Here is an 18615-nt window from a genome sequence, read left to right as displayed (position 1 = left end):
GTCGGCCTCAGCCGCGCTCGGCCAACGCGCGCAGGAAGAAGCCGAGATTGGCCGGGCGTTCGGCGAGACGGCGCATGAGGTAGCCGTACCACTGGGTGCCGTAGGGGATGTAGACCCGCAGCGAGTGGCCGTCGTCGACCAGGCGGCGCTGTTCGGCGTCGCGGATGCCGTAGAGCATCTGGAACTCGAAATCGCCTGGTTTGCGGTGGTTTTCGGTGGCGAGCGCGAGCGCTGCGGAGATCATGGCCGGGTCGTGTGAGGCGATCATGGGGTACCAGGCGTTGCGCAACAGCACCTCGAGGCAGCGCAGGTAGGAGGCGTCCACCTCGGCTCGGCGCTGGTAGGCGACGGTGCCGGGTTCCTGATAGGCGCCCTTGCACAGGCGGATTCGGGTGCCGTCGGCGGCCAGGTCGCGGGCATTGCGCTCGGCCTGACGCAGGTAGGTCTGCAACGCTACCGCCAGCCACGGGAATTCGGTGCGGGCATTGCGGACCGCTGCGAGGGTGTCGGCGGTCGTGGTGTGGTCCTCGGCGTCGACGGTCACCCAGACGTGGCGTTCGACGGCCTTCGCGCACAGCTTGTGCAGGTTCTCCGCGGCGATGGCCGGACCGTCCTGCCCCAGGGACTGGCCCAGCGCCGACAGCTTGAGCGAGACCTCCACCCGCGGGATGTCGGTGAGCACCCCGGCGGCCGTCCGGTCCGCCTCGGCCAGGTCGTCGATGAGCGAGAAGTATTCCGCCACAGCGGCATCCGCCTGGGAGCGGTCGGTGGTGTACTCGCCCAGGAAATCGACGCTGACCGAGCGCCCGCTCTCCAGCAGCGCCCGCGCGACCGGCACCATGTCCGCGCGGGTCTCCCCCGCGACGAACCGCCGCACCACGGCGGCGGTCGCCGGCACCTTCGTGATGACGTCCTTGATCCGGGACGACCCGGCGGCTGCCAGGATCGCCGGGCGCAGTGGGTTCATCACGCCTCCATGTGGGGGTAGCGGTACTCGGTGGGCGGGACGAACGTCTCCTTCAGGGTGCGGGGCGCGACCCAGCGCAACAGGTTGAGGTGGGAGCCCGCCTTGTCGTCGGTGCCCGAGGCCCGGGCACCGCCGAAGGGCTGCTGGCCGACCACCGCGCCGGTGGGCTTGTCATTGATGTAGAAGTTCCCGGCCGCGAATCGCAGTGTGCCGGTGGCGGATTCGACGGCCTGGCGGTCGCGGGCGAAGATGGCGCCGGTGAGGGCGTACGGGGAGGTCCCGTCCACCACGTCCATGATCTCCTCGAAGGCGTCGGGCGCGCCGTCGTCGTAGACGTAGACCGACAGGATCGGGCCGAAGTACTCGGTCTCGAAGGATTCGTCGCCCGGGTCGTCGCTGAGCAGCACGGTCGGCCGCACGAACCAGCCCTCGCTGTCGTCGTAGCCGCCGCCCGCCGGAATCGACACGCCCTGCTCGCGGGCACGCCCGATGGCGGCCACGCACTTGGCGTAGGAGCGGTCGTCGATCACGGCCCCACCGAAATTCGAGAGGTCGGCGACATCCCCGTAGGTCAGCGACTCCACCTCGGCCAGGAAGTCCGAGCCCATCCGCCGCCACACCGATTTCGGAATGTAGGCGCGCGAGGCGGCCGAGCACTTCTGGCCCTGATACTCGTAGGCGCCGCGAATCATGGCCACGCGCAGCGCGTCCGGATCGGCGGAGGGGTGCGCGAGGATGAAGTCCTTGCCGCCGGTCTCGCCCACCAGCCGCGGATAGCCGTGGTATCGGCCGATATTCGAGCCCACCGTCTGCCACAGGTATTGGAAGGTGCGCGTCGATCCGGTGAAGTGGATGCCCGCCAGCCGCGGATCGGCCAGCACGGCCTCCGACAGCTGCGCGCCGTCACCGGTCAGCATATTGATGACACCCGGCGGCAGGCCGGCCTCCTCCAGCAATTTCATGGTGTAGTAGGCCGAAAGCGTCTGTGTCTGAGAGGGTTTCCACACGACCGTATTGCCCATGAGCGCGGGCGCGGTGGGCAGGTTCCCGGCGATGGCGGTGAAGTTGAAGGGCGTGACGGCGTACACGAACCCTTCGAGGGGCCGGTAGTCCATCCGATTCCACACGCCCGGTGAGGATTGCGGCTGTTCCCGCAGGATCCCCCGCGCGAAGGCCACATTGAACCGCCAGAAGTCGACCAGTTCGCACGGTGCGTCGATCTCGGCCTGCTGCACCGATTTCGACTGTCCGAGCATGGTGGCGGCGGCGATGGTCTCACGCCAGGGTCCGGACAGCAGGTCGGCGGCGCGGAGCAGGATGGCGGCCCGCTCCTCGAAGGGCATGGCCCGCCAGCCGGGGGCGGCCGCGGTCGCCGCGGCGATGGCGGCCCGGGCTTCGTCGTGGGTGGTGTTGGCGTAGGTCCCCAGTACGTGCCGGCGCCGGTGCGGCATCACGATTTCGCGGCGTTCACCCGCGCCGGGCTGATGTTTGCCGCCGATCACCAGCGGCACTTCAACGGCTTCGGCGGAGAGTTCGGCCAGCCGCCCGGCCAGCAGCTCGCGTTCGCGGCTGCCGGGGGCGTAGGTGTGCACCGGTTCATTGACGGGAGCGGGGACAACCGTGACAGCGTCCATATCCAACACTATCGCGATCGTCCCCGCCCGGCCGGACAGAACACGCCCCGGCGGCCGCTACAGAGGAATTTTTACGTCAGTGAAAGTCCACTCCCCCGCCTCCCCGGGACTTCCGCGGCCGACTGGGTGCCGTCCGCCGATACCGCCCCGGGCTGCGGTAGGAACCGAACCGATTCTGGCCGTACCTGGGGAGTTACCCCCACGGTTCGAGATCAGATGTCATCTTTCGACTCAGTGGAAGTCCTCGGCGATGATCTTCTCAATGTTGCGTTCCGCCAACGCCGTAATCGTGACGAAGGGGTTGACGGTGGTGAAGCCGGGGATCAGCGAGCCGTCGATGACGTAGAGGCCCGGGTAGGACGAGAGGCGCCCGTAGTTGTCGGTGGCCACATTGAGCACGCAGCCGCCCAGCGGGTGATACGCGAAGTCGTCGCCCCAGGTCTTGTAGGTACCGAACAGGTCGGTCCGGTAGATGGTGCCTTCCTTCTTGTTGATCTTGTCGAAGATCCGCTTGGCCGCGTCGATGCCGGGCTGGTTCCAGGCGGTCTGCCAGTTCAGGTCGACGCCGCCGCTGCCCGAGTTGTAGGTGAACTTGGCGCGGTTCGGGTTCTTAGTGATGGCCAGGTACAGGCTGGCGAAGGTCTCGATCCCGGCCGGGAACGGCGACACCTCGGCGAAGGCCGGGCCACCGGTGTCGGCCAGGTTGTCGATGCCCAGGCAGGGGATGCAGGACTGCAGGCTGCCGGTGGCGTCCCAGGCCTGGTTCTGCCGGGCCACCATGACATTGCCGTTGTTACCCCAGCCCGCGCCGACCGAGTCGGGCAGGTTGGGCAGCTTGCCGGTGGCCTTCTGGGTGACCAGCAGTTTGCTGGTGCCCACGCTACCGGCCGCGAAGAAGACCTTCTGCGCCGTAACCGTTTTCGACTTCACGGTGTTGCCGCTGGTGTCGATCTGGTTCATCACGACCGAGAACCCGCCGCCGTTGGCCGGGGACACGGTGGTGACCACGTGCTGCGGGACGATGGTCACCTTGCCGGTGGCCGAGGCGTCCGCGAGATAGGTCTTGTCGAGGGAGTTCTTGCCGTAGTTGTTGCCGTAGATGACCTCGGCGTTGAGGGCGGAGCGCGGCGCGGTGTTGGCCTGCTCCTGCTTCATGTAGTTGAAGTCGTAGACGTTGGGGACGAAGGTCCAGTTGAAGCCGGACCGCTCGGCCTGCTTCCGGCCGACGCGCGCGAACTGGTAGCAGTCGGCGCTCTCGAACCAGTTCGAGTCGATGTTGTTCACCTTCAGCCCGGCATTGGCGCGCGGGTAGTAGGTGCTGTACATCTCGCCCGGGTCCACCGAGGGCAGGATGGTCGGGAACCAGCTCTGCTGCGGCGTCACCGCCATACCGCCGTTGACCAGCGAGCCGCCGCCGACGCCGCGGCCCTGGTAGATGCGAATCCCGCTGAACTGCTCGGAATCCAGCACGCCGGTGTACCGGGAGATGGACTTGTTGTAGGGCGCGCCCATGAAGTGGTTGACGGGCTGGTCGGTCTCGGTGCGCAGCCAGAACGAGCGGCCGTCCGGCTTGAGCATGGTGCAGAAGACCTTGCCGTCGGAGCCGGGCTGGCTCCAGGACATGCCCTTCTCGACCATGACCACGTTCTGCCCGGCCTGCGCGAGCCGCAGGGCCGCCACCGCGCCGCCATAACCTGTTCCAATTACCAGGACCGGCATCTGGTCGCCGTCATTGATGGACCCGGCGGGTAAGGCCCGGGCCGCTGGGAGCTTCCCTAGTAGCGCGGCCGCCCCGAGAACAACCCCCGTTGCAGCTAGGAACCCTCGTCGGCTGACATTGCTGCCATAGACACTCTTGCCGGGGGTTTCATAAGACAATCCACGCACTGAAATACTCCTCATCGAGTTGCGATGAGAACTTGTTATAGATGTTCTGGAGTGAACGTGTGTCAGTTTTCACAAAACGAGAGCTGACAACATATCTCGCTAACCGAGAGCAACCGGGGACGCGCCAAGCGGGGCGGGCAGCAAAAAGCCTCCCCACCGAAATCGGTGGGGAGGCTGTGTACTTGCGACCCTGACGGGACTCGAACCCGCGACCTCCGCCGTGACAGGGCGGCGCGCTAACCAACTGCGCCACAGGGCCTTACGAATCGCTCGGCCATCCGGCCTGGCGACGTCGTAGACGGTATCACGCGAGCCCGGGTAACCGAAAATCAGCTGGTCAGACGATCAGCCGCGGTCGCGATGCGCTCGTCGGTGGCCGTGAGGGCAATGCGCACATGCTGATTCCCGCGCGGTCCGTAGAACTCGCCCGGGGCCGCCAGGATGCCGCGCGCGGCCAGCCAATCCAGGGTGGTGCGGCACGGCTCGTCGCGCGTCGACCACAGGTACAGGCCCGCCTCGGAATCGTCGATCCGGAATCCCGCGCGCAGCAGCGCATCTCGCAGCACCACCCGGCGGGCACGATAGCGGTCCTTTTGCTCGACCTCGTGCGCGTCATCGCCGAGCGCCGCGGTCATGGCCGCCTGGATCGGGAAGGGCAGCATCATGCCGGAGTGCTTGCGCACCTCCAGCAGCTCCGCCACCAGCTCCGGGTCACCGGTCACGAAACCCGCGCGGTAGCTGGCCAGGTTCGAGGTCTTGGACAGCGAGTGGATGGCCAGCAGGCCGGTGTGATCACCGTCACACACCTCGGGATCGAGGATCGAGACCGCGCGGCCCTCCCAGGCCAGGCCCAGGTAGCACTCGTCGGAGGCCACGATCGCGCCGCGCTCGCGGGCGAACCGCACCACCTTGCGCAGATGGTCGACGCCGAGCACCTTGCCGGTCGGGTTGGACGGCGAGTTCAGGAAGATCAGCGCGGGCCGCTCGGGGCCCAGCGCCACGGTGCTGTCGGCGCGCAGATACCGGGTACCGGCGAGCAGCGCGCCCACCTCGTAGGTCGGGTAAGCGACCTCGGGGATGACCACCAGATCCGCGGCGCCCAGCCCCAGCAGCCGCGGCAGCCCGGCGATGAGCTCCTTGGTGCCGATTGCCGGCAGCACCGCCGCGGGGTCCACCCCCGTGATCCCGAATCGCCGCTTCAGGGCCGCCACGACGGCCTCACGCAATTCGGGCGTGCCGTGCGTGGTCGGGTACCCGGGAACCTCCGCCACCGACGAAAGCGCCTCGCGGATCAGCGGATCCACCGGATCGACCGGGGTTCCGACCGACAGGTCGACGATGCCGTCCGGATGCGAAGCGGCCTTCGCCTTCACCGAAGCGATGGTGTCCCAGGGAAAATCGGGTAGCAGTGCGCTGACCCGGCCACGCGCGGTCAAATCTCGGTCCTACTCGCTCGCCATCGGCGGCAGCGCGGCGATGAACGGCGGGTCGTAGTCGACCTTGCCGACCTTGGTGGCGCCGCCCGGGGAACCCAGGTCGTCGAAGAAGTCGACGTTGGCGTTCACGTAGCCGGCCCACTGATCCGGGGTGTCGTCTTCGTAGAAGATGGCCTCCACCGGGCAGACCGGCTCACACGCACCACAGTCCACGCACTCGTCGGGTTGGATGTACAGCATGCGTCCGCCCTCGTAGATGCAGTCCACGGGGCATTCCTCGATGCACGCCTTGTCCTTCACGTCAACGCACGGTTCAGCGATGATGTACGGCACTGCCGCTCTCCTAGTCTGTCCACACCTGAGGGGGATACCTCCCCCCGGCGAAACCCTATCCCGGCCAGCCAACATTACTCTTGCACAGCCTGCCCTAACTTCGCGCGGTCACCTCGGGCCCCAGGCTGGGCCGCGGGAGGTCGTCCCAGTCCTGCCACGGCAGGCCCTTCGGCCGCACGTCGGCGGCCAGGCCGGTCACCGGATCGGTCAGCGCGGCCACGTGGCCCGCGATGCGCGGATCGATCCAGGGCTCGCCGGCCAGCACGTATTCCGGATGGGCGGTGACGCGCTCGGTGAGCACGTAGCCGCAGTCGGCGGTGATCCGCGCCAGGGTGTCCAGGTTCGGCCACGGGCGTTCCGGGTTCACGTGGTCCGGGGTCAGCGGCGAGACCCCGCCCCAGTCGTCGATGCCCGCCCCCAGCAGCGCCCGGCATTCTTCGAGCGACACCAGGTTCGGCGGGGCCTGGATGCGCATCCCCGGCCCCATCACCAGGCGGGTCACCGCGATGGCGGCACGGAACTCCTCCATCCCGGCGTCGGGGCTGTGCCGCATGGCGGTGTCGTGCTTGGCCAGGAAGTTCTGCACGATGACCTCCTGCACGTGCCCGAAAGCCTTGTGCAGCTGGTGAATCGCGAGAATGGACTCGGCCCGCTCGACGATGGTCTCGCCGATGCCCACCAGGATGCCGGTGGTGAACGGCACCGAGAGGCGACCGGCGTCGGTCAGCGCCCGCAGCCGCACCGCCGGATCCTTGTCCGGCGAACCGTAATGCGCCTGACCGGGTTCGGTGAACAGCCGGGTGGAGGTGGTCTCCAGCATCATGCCCATGGACGGCGACACCGGCTTGAGCCACGCCAGTTCCTCATGGCTCATCACGCCGGGGTTCAGGTGCGGCAGCAGCCCGGTCTCCTCGAGCACCCGGATCGCCATGGCGCGGATGTAGTCCAGGGTGGAGGCGTAGCCGCGTTCGTCGAGCCACTGCCGGGCCTCGGGCCAGCGGTCCTCGGGACGGTCACCGAGCGTGAAAAGCGCTTCCTTGCAACCGAGTTCGGCGCCCTGCCGGGCGACGTCGAGGATCTCCTCGGGCTCCATGTACATGCCCTTGCCCTGGGCGCGCAGCTTGCCGGGCACGGTGACGAAGGTGCAGTAGTGGCAGCGGTCGCGGCACAGGTGGGTAATGGGGATGAACACTTTGCGCGAGTAAGTGATCGGCAGGGTCTCGCCCGCGTACCCGGATGCCCGCAGCCCGGCGTCGCGCACCCGCGCCGCCGATTCGCACAGCTCGACCAGGTCCGCGCCGCGCGCCCGCAGCAGCACCACGGCCGCGTCCAGGTCGAGCGTCGCGCCGTCCCGGGCCCGTCCCAGTGCGGCCCGCATGGCCTCGGCATCGGGTGTCACCTGCTCCCGCGGCGCGCTGGGCAGGCTCGGGGTGGGTAGATCCGTCACGTCCACGATCATGCGCCATCCATCCCGCTGATCCGACTCGGGTGCCATGGAACGGGGCAACCCGCGAGCCCGCCGAGGTTATTCCAATGCAATTACTTGCATCCTCGAGTACATCTATTCAAATCTCGGAAACGATCCCATAGCCTCGCGGGCGACTACTTCCCAGCAGAAAAGGGAGAGATCTTCGTGCTCGCGCAAATCCGACGTGCCGCCGTCGTCGCCGGCCTCGGCGCCACCGCCCTGCTCACCGTCGCCACCAGCACCGCATCGGCCTTCGGGCCGCTCCCACCGGCCAATCCCTATCTGGGACCGGTCGGCACCGCGACCATGCACGGCGATTCGGAAGCCTCCGACACCACTCCGCTGCCGGGCGTCGGCACCGGCGGGGTGAACGCCGACTTCCATGAACAGGGCGCGGCCTGCCCGACCATCCTGCAGGGCGCGGACGGCCTCCCGCAGGCGCTGTGCACCAAGATCACCGACCGCGCGCCCGAGGTGCTGCTGCTGGATCCGAGCAACGGCAACGCCCTCGCCAAGCTCGACCTCACCAAGGGCAGCCTGCTCGGCGGCGTCTACGCCTACCTCGACAACCAGGACCGGATGGTCACCGTCGACGGCTCCGGCAATCTGCTGCGCATCGGGCACCAGCGCGGCTCCGACGGCAAATGGTCGCTGTCCATCGCGTCCAAAACCGATGTGACACAGGCGGTCACCGGGCATTGCGGGGGCGGCGACTGCGACGCGGTCAGCTCCGTCTCCCCCGACTACCAGGGCCGAGTCTGGTTCGCCACCGACGGCGCGGCCGCCGGATTCGTCAACCTCGACGGCAGTGCGCGCTCCATCGTGCTCGCGCCGGGCGAGAACGTGGCCAACAGCATCGCCACCGGACCCCAGGGCATGGCCGTCGCCACCGACCACGCCCTCTACCTGCTCGATGTGGACGGCGGCGGCAACCCGCGGATCGTCTGGCGGCAGGCCTACGACCGCGGCCCCGCCCGCAAACCCGGCCAGCTGAGCTGGGGCACCGGCGCCACCCCGACCTTCTTCGGCCCCGGCGACGGCACCGAATACCTGGCCATCACCGACAACGCCGCCACCAAGGAGAACCTGCTCGTCTACAACACGGCCACCGGCACGCCCGTCTGCTCGGTGCCCGCCATCGACGGCACCGAGAACTCCCCCATCGGATCCGGCAACAGCGTGTTCGTGGCCAGCACCTACGGCTACCCGTACCCGGCACTGCCGCCCAACGCGGGCACCAGCCAGCCCGCCAGCGCGCCGATCTCGGGCGGTATGACCCGCATCGACGTCACCGGCTCCGGCTGCACCGTGGTGTGGACCAACACCGTGCCGTCCTCGGCGGTGCCGCGACTGTCCGTGGCGGACGGCAAGATCTACACCTTCACCCGGCACTCGCTGCTCGGCAGCGGCAGCAGCGCGCTCGGCAGCGGCAGTTCCGCGCTCGGCAGCGGCAGCGCGGGTCTGGGCAGCGGCAGCGCGGGCGTCACCGACAACTACAGCTTCGCGGTGATCGACGCCGATACCGGCAAGGTCGACTCCGAGCAGTTCGTCGGCGCGACCACGATCAACGACACCCTGGAAATGGTCGGCACCATCGCGCCCGGCCGAATCCAGTACCAGGGCACCACGACCGGGCTGTACCGCGTCACACCCAAGTAGGCGTCTGCCGCGGGGGCGGAGGCGAAAGAACCGAGCGTCCGGTACTCGCTCGCAACAACCGCCTCCGCGGCCCGATTCATGCAAGCATGGGCACCATGTCCCAGCCCCTCGCTCCCGGCGGCCTGCTGGCCGACCCGGCCCGGCGGCCCAGCCCCCGCGCCAAACTGCTGTGGGCGCTGAGTGCCGCCCTGTCCTGGGTGGTGCCGGTCCTTGGAGTGGGGGTCTGGGCGTTGTTCGACACGCACCGGCGCGGGCTCCAGGGCCTGGTGCTCGGAATCGTGCTGCTGGCAGCGGTTTTCAGCATCGTGGTGATTCCGCTGTGGCGGTACGCGGTGCACCGGTGGGAGATCACCGACGAGGCCGTCTACACCCGGACCGGCTGGTTCACCCAGGAGAGCCGGGTCGCGCCGATCACCCGGGTGCAGACGGTCGACACCTATCGCGGGCCGCTCGAGCGACTGCTCGGGCTGGCCACCGTCACCGTCACCACCGCCTCCTCGGCGGGGGCGGTGCACATCAGCGCACTGGCATTGGCCGACGCGCGGGACACCGTCACCCAGCTGACCGCGATCGCCGCCCAGCACCGCGGGGACGCCACGTGAGCAAGCCGCCCCACCAGCCGGACGACTTCTCCGATTCCTATCCGACAGAACAGCTTTCACCGCTGCCCGCGAGACTCGAACCGGCCGGCGCGGGCTGGCAGCGGCTCGACAAGCGCATGCTGCTGGTGCACCCGGTCACCGAACTCATCCGCTTCATCCCGGTGCTGATCGCCACGCTGGTCGCGGGCGCCCGCGCCGACAGCCCGCTCTGGAGCCTCACCGTGGTCGGCGTGATCGTGGCCTTCGCGCTCACCCGCTGGTTCACCACCACCTACCGCATCACCCCCGACAATGTGGAACTCCGCACCGGCCTGATCCAGCGCAAACGACTCTCCGTCCCGCGCAACCGAGTCCGCTCGGTGGACGTGGAGGCCGACCTGCTGCACCGGGCGCTCGGACTGGCCGTGCTGTCCATCGGCACCGGGCAGCACACGGACAAACGGGAACAGTTCAAGCTGGACTCCCTGGACGCGAAATTGGTGCCGGACCTGCGGACGACACTGCTGGCACACACCCGGGCGGGCACGGAATCGGCTGCCCCGCAGTCGATCACGCCCGAAGCCGCCGCCCCGGCCGTGGCCGGTGACGCCGTGGAGATCGCGCACTGGCAGGCCGAGTGGGTGCGGTACGCCCCACTCTCACTGACCGGCTTCGCCATCATCGCCCCGGTCGTCGGTCTGGCCTTCCAGTACGGCTTCGCGCAGATCTTCCTGAAGTCCGGCACCGTCCAGGATGTCGGCCACCGCAGCGCGGGCGTCATCGCGGGCGTCATCGCACTGCTGATCGTGCTGCTCGTGGTCGTGGTCAGCGTGGCCGCCTGCGCCCGCTACCTGCTGACCTGGTTCGGGCTCCAGGTCCACGACGACGGCAAGACCCTCACGATCCGGCACGGCCTGCTCACCACCCGCCAGACCACCCTCGACCTGGCCCGCCTGCGCGGCGCGACGGTGAACGAGCCGCTGCTGCTGCGCCTGGCCGGGGCCGCCGAGCTCGAGGCCATCATGACCGGCACCAGCCCGCGGCAGAAGATCCTGCCGCAGGCTCCGCGCGCCGCCGTGCACCGGACGCTCGCCCACCTGCTCGGCGCCGTCCGGGCCGGAACGACCAACACGACATCGTCTGCCACACAACCGATCTCCGCCGTGTCGGCGGTGGGCGCCGCCGATGCCCCCGCGCTTGTCACCGTGCCGCTGCTCCCCCACGGACCCGCCGCCCGTCGCCGCCGCTACACCCGCGCGCTGGGGCCGCTCGCGGCGGCCGCCGCGGTCCTCCTGGTGATCTCCCTTGCGGGAGGGCATGTTCCGCCGTGGGTCTGGATCGCGTTCGCCGTAGCCGTGCCGCTCGCCGTAGCCCTCGCGTGGGACCGGTACCGCGGACTCGGCCACGCCGTCCTCCCCGCCACGGACGGCAAGCCAGCCTGGCTCATCACCCGCAGCGGCTGCCTGGACCGCGACCGCGACTGCCTGGAAGCCCCCGGCGTCATCGGCTGGACCGTGCGCCAGACCTTCTTCCAGCGCCGCGCGGGCGTCGCCACCGTGGTGGCGGCGTCGGCGGCGGGCAAGAAGCGGTATCACGTCATCGATCTGCCGCTGGAGCGGGCGTGGGAGCTGATCGAGGCGGTCACGCCGGGACAGCTGGGTCTCCCGGCTCGGCGGTGATCCGGCTCAGCCCTGGACCGGGTAGTTGGCGCGAATCACGGTGTGCGGGTCGCGCTCTCGCTTGACGGCCCGCAGGCGGTCCAGGGTCGCCGTGTCGAACGCGGCGGCCGCCGACTCGCCCGGGGACAGGAAGGTGAAGGGCTTGCGCCCGGTGACCTGATCCCCCAGCTGCGCGACCAGCGTGTCCACCTTGGCGTGCACCGCGTCCCGCAGCTGCGGCAGTCCGATGCCCAGCAGATACACCAGGTACCCGTCGGACAGCGCACCGCGCGCGCCCGCGGCGGGTCCGGCGAACGCGCCGCCGAGGCCGCGCACCTGGATATTGGCCAGTGGCGCAACGGATTCGCCCAGCAGGATCTTCTCCGCCTCCGCCGTCAGCTCGGGCAGCAGCTCGGTGCGGCCGATGGCCGGGCTGGGATCGGTCGGCTCGGAGGTGATGGTCCCGATCTCCGCGACCGTCATGGGCGCCCGCGAATCGGAGACCGCGCCGCCGATCCGTTCCAGCGCCGACACTAGGTCCCGGCCCGTGCCGGCGTCACCGAGGTAGGCGACATCGAGGGCCACCAGCTCCGGCGACTGCGGGAACTGGAAGCGCTGGAACCACACCGACAGCTCGTCCGGCGCGTGCGCGGTCAACGCCCGGAAGGCGTCCCACACCTCGGGCAGCCGCTCGGCGGGCCACATCACCCGGCCGCCGTACAGTTCGGGCGCGAGGAACAGCTCGAATTCGAGCCCGGTCACCACCGCGAAATCGCCACCGCCGCCGGACAACGCCCAGAACAGGTCCGGATCGCTGTCGGCGGTCACCCGGGCGGGGCGGCCGTCGGCGTCCACGATCTCGAAGGCGCGCACCGCGTTCGACGCCCACCCGTACTTGCGGCCGAACCAGCCCGCGCCGCCGCCCAGCGTGTAGCCGGTCACCCCGACCACCGGATTGCTGCCCGCCAGACCGGTGAGCCCGTGCTCGGCGGCGGCCGCCTGCACCCGGCCCCACTGCACGCCCGCGCCGACCCGCGCCACCCGGGCCGCCGGATCGATCTCCAGGCGATCCAGCGCGCCCGTGCGCAGCAGGATGGCGGTCTCGACGCCGCCCGCCGCGCCGTGCCCGGTCGGCTGGGTCACCACCGGACGGCCCGCGGCGCGCGCGTACGTCACCACGGCGGCCACGTCCTCGGCGTCGGCGGCCTCGGCGACCGCCGCGACCGGCTGCGCCACCGCCAGGCTCCACGGCCGCGCGACCTGATCGAAGTCCGCGTCACCGGCCTCCAGGACCCGGCCCCGGACGGTGTTGCGCAGTTCGTCGAATCCCATCGTCTTCCCCTCGTCTCTCTCGCGAACGCGATTCCGCAAGAAGGACGAGACACGACGACGAAGTGTGACAGCGCCCCGGAGACTCAGGCTCCGGCCGACGCCAGACGCGCGGTGGCGCGGTAGTAGAGGTACATGCCCGCGGGCAGCAGACCGCAGATCAGCAGCAGCATGGTGGGCCAGTCGCCCATGAGCAGCGCGTAGCCGCTCGGGCTGAAACCCGCGCAGATCAGGAAGCCCAACGCCCACACCAGGATCGGCAGCGCCATCACACCGATCCGATCGGTCGCCACGCCCATGCCCATCACCAGCAGCACGTTCACCACCGCGGCCGCCAGGGCGGCCACCGGCACCGGGATCGCGCCCGAGGTCATGTTCGAGGCCAGCGAGCCGGCCGCCAGCACGGGAGCGGGCTCGGAAATGGTCGCCTGCCCGGCGTAGAGGGGCAGGAACAGCACCTCCAGGCCGAGCGTGATCACGGCGTCGATCAGCAGCAGCCCGGCGATCACCGCGTTCAGCACGACGCGGCCCGGGCCCGGGCCCGCCACCGCGTCACCCGTGCGGGCTCCGACGGCGGCCGTCACGGCACCGGCGGGAAACCGAGCAGCGTCAGCAGGTGACTCTGCATGTCCACGAAGCCGTACAGCACCGACAGATACAGCTCGTGCTGCCACTCGAAGTAGGGCCGCTGGCTCTCGACGAACGCCGCGATGGCGTTCTGGAGGTCCCAGTTGTACATCGCCTCAGTCTCTCATTCCAGCCCGCCGAAGAGATCATGTTCCCGACCGTCGGGGCCGAGTGGGCCGCGCTCACCCCGCACCAGAATGTAATGCTCCTCCGGCAGCACCGGCTGGGCGACATCGTTCGAGAGCGCGAACTCCCGGCCCGAGGGCGCCACCGTCACCTGGGTGGCGTGCGCCCGCAGCGCCGCCCGCTTGGCCGTCAGCACATCGGACACGTCCACCGCGGTGGTGACCGATTCCGCCGGGACACAAGCCAATTCGCCGTCGTGCGGCAGCCGCCAGCCGTGTGGCAGCGCACCCGGCAGCTGATCCACGGTGCGGCGCTTCAACGCCTCGGTGTGCATGGCCAGCACCGCGGCGTCGGTGACCGTCCAGTACACCTTCGGGACCGTCCAGCCCCAGTCCGAGGCCGCGTCCACGGCCGCCATGGTGATCTCGTGCGCGCGAATGTGATCGGGATGCCCGTACCCGCCGCGCGGGTCGTAGCCGATCACCACCCGCGGACGCAGCTCCAGCAGCACCCGCACCAGCGCGTCGGTGGCGGCGGTCCCGGAATTCACGAAGGCCCGCGGATCGCGCGCCGACGGTGACCCGGCCATGCCGGAGTCCCGCCAGCGGCCCGCGCCACCCAGGAAATGCGGCGTGCCCGCGTCCAACGCGTCCAGGGCCCTGGTCAATTCGGCGATCCGGTAGCCGCCCAGCTGATCGGCCGACCCGGCCACCAGCTGCGCGAACTCCTCGCCGATGACCTCGCCCTCCTCACCGAGCGTGCAGGTCACCACGGTGACCGGGACGCCGCGGCGGCGGTAGTGGGCGATGGTGCCGCCGGTGGTGATGGATTCGTCGTCGGGGTGCGCGTGCACCAGCAGCAGGCCGTGGCGCGCGGAATCGATGGTCACGGCAACCTCCGCCAATTGGCGGCATCCGCGAAGATGCCGGTCTGGATGGCGCCGCTCAGCGAGGCCCCGTCCACCCGCGGGCCCGCCGCGGCCACCTGGGTGTCCTGCACGATCGGCAGCACGGTCGACATCTCCCACAGCCGGGGCTCGGCCTCGGCGATCACCTTGCCGGGATCCAGGCCGCGCAGCGCGGCGTCGATAGCGGGCTGCAAAGCCGCGTCACAGACCCCGGACAGATTCGACGGCGACTTCTTCGCGCCGTCCGCGACCGTGGTGTCGCCGTTGTCGCCCGGCGGGGCCACCGGCGCGCACCCGTACCGGGAGGCCAGCACGGTGGCCGGATCCTGGCCGGTGCGCTCCCAGCCGACCACCGCGTCGATCCCGGCGTCGGTCAGTTCCTTGCCGTACAGCGTCGCCGCGGTGACACTGCGGACAATGACATCGATTCCGGCACTGCGCAATTGGTCGGCCGCGGTATTGGCCACCGCCAGCGAGGTGGTGTCGCCGTCCACCGCGCCGATCCGCACCGTCAGGGATTTGCCGTTCTTGGCCAGCGGACGCGGTTGCGGCGCGGGCGACGTCGCCGACGGCACCGCGGGCGCCTCCGCGGCCCGCGCGAAACCGGCCTCCGCGAGCAGCGCGAACGCCTCCTCCACCGGCGGCCGCGGCGGCTGCGTGGCCGCGTACCCGGGATCAGACGGCGAAAGCACCTGCGCCCGAACCGGTTCCACCCAGCTGCCGGTCTGCGCGCCGACCGTGGCCAGCAGCACCGGATCCAGCAGCGCCAGCACCGCGCGCCGGACCCGCACATCGGCGAGATCCCCGCTGCGCCCGTTGAGCACCAGCGACATCTCCCGCGACTGCGCCATCACCGCGGTGCGCACCGAGGGGATCGCCGCCAGCTGCGCCTGCAACGCCACCCCGCCGTGTACCAGCGCCATCTGCGCGTCCCCGACCCGCAGCGACTCCGCCACCTGCGCGGGAGTTCCGCCGCGCCGCAACAGGATCTGATCCGGCACTGCGGGCTGACCCCAGTACCGGTCATTGCGTTCCAGCAGGATCTCCTCGCGGCCGCGATCGGCCTGCTTGATCCGGAACTGACCGCCCGAGATCCGGATGGTGTCGACCAGGCCCTGCTCGAAACCGCTGTCCTTCACCAGATGCTGCGGCAGCAGATCCGTGAACAGCTGCCGCCAAGCCGGATACGGCTGCGTCATCGTGACATTCACGGTCTTGCCGCCCGCCGCGGAACTGACATCGGAGATCAGCCGATACCCCGCCGGATCCACCGTGCCCGGCTGCGTGATCATCTGCTGCCACAGGTATTTGAAGTCCTCGGCCGCGATCGGCGCACCATCGGACCAGGACGCCTCGTTCTTGATCTGGTAGCTGATCGTGAACGGCTCCTGCGAGCTCACGTCCGCCGACACCATGAGCGCCGGATTCAGAATCCAGTCGGTCGCACCCGGCACCCCTGGCGTCGGCGCGGCCTTGAACGGGCTCGGCAACACCATGGACGCCACCGCCGCCGTCGCGGGCGACTGCTGCGACCGCAGATGCGGATTGAACCCGATCCCGATGTCGTCCACCGCGACCACGACCGAATTCTTGCCGGGCTTGGCGGGCTGCGTCTTGGGAGAGTCCGTGGACTCGATGGGCGGCGGCGGATTCGCGGTGCAGCCGGTCGCGACCGCCAGCAGGGTCGCCACCATCAACAGCACCGCGCGCACCGATGCGCGCCTCCGGGCCCCCGTCATCACGTTCGGCACTCTATATCCAATCGGCCCTCCGCTTCGCTCCGGGCGGTTCGCGGGCCTCGTAACCCCGGTCTTCGCTCCTCCGCTTCGCTCCCCCCGCTCCGTCAATTCAGACCGGAGCGGGCCGCGAACACCGAGGCGGGCCTGACCAGGCCGGTGAGGCCCTCGGTTCGTGGTCGGCACATCACCACAGCGCAGCCGAGGCCGACGGCAAGCCAGTGTGCTGGCTTGCCATCGGCCTCGGGCGTGGCGTGTTTGCTGTTACTGCGCGGCGCGGTCGCGGGCCTTGCGGCGGGAGATCTCGCGCTGGCGGTCGGTGGCGCTCAGCGTCACCTTGCGCACGCGCACGATCTCCGGGGTGACCTCGACGCACTCGTCGTCGGTGCAGAACTCCATGGCCGACTCGAGATCCAGCTGCAGCGGCTTGGCCAGGGTCTCGAGCACGTCACCGGTGGCGGACCGCATATTGGTCAGCTTCTTCTCGCGGGTGACGTTGATGTCGAGGTCCTCGGCACGCGGGTTGATGCCGACCACGTGGCCCTCGTAGGTGTCGGCGCCCGGCTCCACGAAGAACTGACCGCGGTCGGCCAGCTGGATCATGGCGAACGGGGTGACCGAGCCGTTGCGGTCGGAGACCAGCGAACCGGTGTGGCGGGCGCGGATCTCGCCGGCCCACGGCGCGTAACCGTCGAACACGGCGTTGGCGATACCGGTGCCGCGGGTCTCGGTGAGGAAGTCGGTACGGAAACCGATCAGGCCGCGCGACGGCACGATGAACTCCATGCGCACCCACCCGGCGGAGTGGTTGCTCATCTGGACCATCTTGCCCTTGCGGGCGGCCAGCAGCTGGGTGACGGCGCCGAGGTACTCGTCGGGGCAGTCGATGGTCAGCTCTTCGAACGGCTCGTGGGTCTTGCCGTCGACGACCTTGGTGACCACCTGCGGCTTGCCGACGGTGAGCTCGAAGCCCTCGCGGCGCATCTGCTCGACCAGGATGGCGAGCGCGAGCTCACCACGGCCCTGGACCTCCCAGGCGTCCGGGCGGCCGATGTCGAGCACACGCAGCGACACGTTGCCGACCAGCTCCTGATCCAGGCGCTGCTTCACCATGCGGGCGGTCAGCTTGTGGCCCTGCACCCGGCCGACCAGCGGCGAGGTGTTGGTGCCGATGGTGACCGAGATCGCCGGCTCGTCGACGGTGATGCGCGGCAGCGCGACCGCGTTCTCCGGGTCGGCGAGGGTGTCGCCGATCATGATGTCCGGGATGCCCGCGATGGCGACGATGTCACCGGCCACGGCCTCCTCGCCGGGCTGACGCTCGACGCCGACGGTCTTGAGCAGCTCGGTGATCCGGACCGACTTGACGCCGTCACCGTTCATCCACGCGACGGTCTGGCCCTTCTTCAGGGTGCCGTTGTGGATGCGCACCAGGCCGATGCGGCCCAGGAACGGGGAAGCGTCGAGGTTGGTGACGTGGGCCTGCAGCGGCTTGGTCGCGTCGCCCTTCGGAGCCGGGACGTACTTCATGAGGACCTCGAACAACTCGTCGAGGTTCTCCGCGTCCGGCACCTGGCCGTTCTCGGGGCGGCTGGTGGAGGCGACGCCCGCACGGCCGGAGGCGTAGAGCACCGGCAGGTCGAGGGCCAGCTCGGCGGCTTCCGAGGCCTCGTCGTCGAGGTCGGAGGCCAGGTCCAGCAGCAGGTCGTGGGATTCCTCGACGACCTCTTCGATGCGGGCGTCCGGGCGGTCGGTCTTGTTGACCACCAGGATCACGGGCAGCGAGGCGGCGAGGGCCTTGCGCAGCACGAAGCGGGTCTGCGGCAGCGGGCCCTCGGACGCGTCGACGAGCAGCACGACGCCGTCCACCATGGACAGGCCGCGCTCGACCTCACCACCGAAGTCGGCGTGGCCGGGGGTGTCGATGACATTGATGACGGTGACCGATCCGTCGGCATTATGCCGGTGAACAGCGGTGTTCTTGGCGAGAATGGTGATGCCCTTCTCGCGCTCGAGGTCACCGGAGTCCATCACTCGGTCGACGAGTTCGGCGCGTTCGGCGAACGCACCGGATTGCCGGAGCATGGCGTCGACCAGTGTTGTCTTGCCGTGGTCGACGTGCGCCACGATGGCGACGTTGCGGAACTCGACAGACGACACGTTTGATTCCTCCTGGTGAAAAGTCTGTTGCCGACCCGGATGGGTCTCATGCGTGGGGCTGCCTACGACGAGACATGGCGAACTCCACCGGGCATGCGGCGAGCTAC

The 18615-nt window shown here is 69.5% G+C and carries 14 protein-coding genes, 1 tRNA gene and 1 pseudogene; 3 read left to right on the top strand and 13 right to left on the bottom strand.

Annotation, left to right across the window (positions count from 1 at the left end; genetic code table 11):
• Positions 1 to 7: 7 nt before the first annotated feature.
• The 7 genes and pseudogenes from ACFYTS_RS22610 to cofG all read right to left on the bottom strand — a co-directional run.
• Positions 8 to 967 carry a proline dehydrogenase family protein gene (locus ACFYTS_RS22610; protein WP_387306951.1) on the bottom strand — a complete coding sequence of 320 codons (960 nt, stop codon included), beginning with the start codon at positions 965 to 967 and terminating at the stop codon, positions 8 to 10.
• Positions 967 to 2601 carry an L-glutamate gamma-semialdehyde dehydrogenase gene (gene pruA, locus ACFYTS_RS22605; protein ID WP_387306949.1) on the bottom strand — a complete coding sequence of 545 codons (1635 nt, stop codon included), beginning with the start codon at positions 2599 to 2601 and terminating at the stop codon, positions 967 to 969. The genes ACFYTS_RS22610 and pruA overlap by 1 nt, the downstream gene beginning before the upstream one ends.
• A 231-nt stretch (positions 2602 to 2832) precedes the next feature.
• On the bottom strand, positions 2833 to 4320 hold the full coding sequence (locus ACFYTS_RS22600; RefSeq protein ID WP_357283281.1) for a GMC oxidoreductase: 1488 nt from the start codon (positions 4318 to 4320) through the stop codon (positions 2833 to 2835).
• Positions 4321 to 4673: 353 nt separating this feature from the next.
• Positions 4674 to 4747, bottom strand: a tRNA-Asp gene (locus ACFYTS_RS22595).
• 70 nt (positions 4748 to 4817) lie between these two features.
• Positions 4818 to 5924, bottom strand: coding sequence for a succinyldiaminopimelate transaminase (gene dapC, locus ACFYTS_RS22590; RefSeq protein ID WP_357283279.1), 1107 nt, complete (start codon positions 5922 to 5924; stop codon positions 4818 to 4820).
• 9 nt (positions 5925 to 5933) lie between these two features.
• The gene (fdxA, locus tag ACFYTS_RS22585) at positions 5934 to 6257 is read right to left on the bottom strand and encodes a ferredoxin (protein WP_040812194.1); all 324 of its coding nucleotides are present in this window, start codon (positions 6255 to 6257) and stop codon (positions 5934 to 5936) included.
• 109 nt (positions 6258 to 6366) lie between these two features.
• Positions 6367 to 7716: pseudogene (gene cofG, locus ACFYTS_RS22580) on the bottom strand (7,8-didemethyl-8-hydroxy-5-deazariboflavin synthase CofG); the annotation flags it as partial.
• Between the two features lie 174 nt (positions 7717 to 7890).
• On the opposite strand from cofG, the gene ACFYTS_RS22575 reads away from it, so the two are divergent.
• The 3 genes from ACFYTS_RS22575 (at position 7891) to ACFYTS_RS22565 (ending at position 11644) form a co-directional block, all read left to right on the top strand.
• Complete coding sequence (locus ACFYTS_RS22575) at positions 7891 to 9384, top strand: hypothetical protein (RefSeq protein WP_387306946.1); 1494 nt, start codon at positions 7891 to 7893, stop codon at positions 9382 to 9384.
• A 95-nt stretch (positions 9385 to 9479) separates the two neighbouring features.
• Positions 9480 to 9986 (top strand): PH domain-containing protein, encoded by a 507-nt coding sequence (locus tag ACFYTS_RS22570; RefSeq protein WP_357283276.1) that lies wholly within the window; start codon positions 9480 to 9482, stop codon positions 9984 to 9986.
• A 116-nt stretch (positions 9987 to 10102) separates the two neighbouring features.
• Positions 10103 to 11644: a PH domain-containing protein gene (locus ACFYTS_RS22565; RefSeq protein WP_387307183.1), complete on the top strand. Its 1542-nt coding sequence runs from the start codon at positions 10103 to 10105 to the stop codon at positions 11642 to 11644.
• 6 nt (positions 11645 to 11650) lie between these two features.
• Here ACFYTS_RS22565 and ACFYTS_RS22560 read toward each other — a convergent pair whose 3' ends face one another.
• The 6 genes from ACFYTS_RS22560 to typA form a co-directional block, all read right to left on the bottom strand.
• Positions 11651 to 12955 (bottom strand): FAD-binding oxidoreductase, encoded by a 1305-nt coding sequence (locus tag ACFYTS_RS22560; RefSeq protein WP_387306943.1) that lies wholly within the window; start codon positions 12953 to 12955, stop codon positions 11651 to 11653.
• An 83-nt stretch (positions 12956 to 13038) separates the two neighbouring features.
• A complete protein-coding gene (locus tag ACFYTS_RS22555; RefSeq protein ID WP_387306941.1) occupies positions 13039 to 13536 on the bottom strand; it encodes a hypothetical protein in 498 nt (165 codons plus the stop codon).
• Entirely contained in the window at positions 13533 to 13691 is a 159-nt protein-coding gene (locus tag ACFYTS_RS22550) for a hypothetical protein (protein WP_167333469.1), read from the bottom strand. The genes ACFYTS_RS22555 and ACFYTS_RS22550 overlap by 4 nt, the downstream gene beginning before the upstream one ends.
• A gap of 12 nt (positions 13692 to 13703) precedes the next feature.
• The gene (gene mshB / locus ACFYTS_RS22545) at positions 13704 to 14594 is read right to left on the bottom strand and encodes an N-acetyl-1-D-myo-inositol-2-amino-2-deoxy-alpha-D-glucopyranoside deacetylase (protein ID WP_387306939.1); all 891 of its coding nucleotides are present in this window, start codon (positions 14592 to 14594) and stop codon (positions 13704 to 13706) included.
• Positions 14591 to 16351 carry an ABC transporter family substrate-binding protein gene (locus ACFYTS_RS22540; protein ID WP_357283685.1) on the bottom strand — a complete coding sequence of 587 codons (1761 nt, stop codon included), beginning with the start codon at positions 16349 to 16351 and terminating at the stop codon, positions 14591 to 14593. Before ACFYTS_RS22540 ends, mshB begins: the two co-directional genes overlap by 4 nt.
• A 261-nt stretch (positions 16352 to 16612) precedes the next feature.
• Positions 16613 to 18508, bottom strand: a complete 1896-nt coding sequence (gene typA, locus ACFYTS_RS22535; protein ID WP_357283269.1) for a translational GTPase TypA — start codon at positions 18506 to 18508, stop codon at positions 16613 to 16615.
• Between the last annotated feature and the right edge of the window lie 107 nt (positions 18509 to 18615).

The organism is Nocardia sp. NPDC004151 (assembly GCF_042874235.1).
Classification (GTDB): domain Bacteria; phylum Actinomycetota; class Actinomycetes; order Mycobacteriales; family Mycobacteriaceae; genus Nocardia.
The sequence above is the reverse complement of the archived record's forward strand: the minus strand, read 5'-3'. Positions and strand labels throughout refer to the sequence as shown.